Source organism: Paracoccus sp. S4493, from assembly GCF_000967735.1.
Lineage (GTDB): Bacteria > Pseudomonadota > Alphaproteobacteria > Rhodobacterales > Rhodobacteraceae > Paracoccus > Paracoccus marcusii.
This window is the reverse complement of record NZ_JXYF01000281.1, coordinates 1-486: the sequence shown is the minus strand read 5'-3', so window position 1 is coordinate 486 and position 486 is coordinate 1. Positions and strand designations below refer to the sequence as shown.

Annotated in this window: 1 pseudogene; it reads left to right on the top strand. The window is 68.9% G+C overall.

The features are described from left to right. Positions 1-486: pseudogene (locus TW83_RS21325) on the top strand (tricarboxylate transporter); the annotation flags it as partial.

Below are 486 nucleotides of genomic sequence, written 5' to 3'. Positions count from 1 at the left end.
CCCACGGGCGGCGTGGTCTACATCCCGGCCAGCGCCGGCGTGGCCGACGCGTCCGAACTGGGCAAGCTGGCCGACACCGAGCTGGTCTATGCCAGCCAGGGCGCGACCTCGCTGGACCTGGTGCCGATGCTGGCCTTCGAGGTGATGGGCCTGAACGTGCGCCACGTCTTCGGCATGACCGGACGCGGCGACGGCCGCCTGGCGTTCGAGCGTGGCGAGGCCACGATCGACTATCAGACCTCGTCGGCCTATCTGACGAACGTGGCACCCCTGGTCGAGGAAGGCTCGGCCGTGCCGCTGTTCTCCTACGGGGTGCTGGACGCGGAAGGCAACGTGCAGCGCGACCCGTCCTTCCCGGACATCCCGCATTTCGTCGAAGCCTACGAGATGATGCACGGAGAGCCGCCCTCGGGCGTGGCCTTCGAGGCGTACAAGGCGTTCTTCAGCTCGGGCTTTGCCGCGCAGAAGCCCGCGATGCTGCCCGGC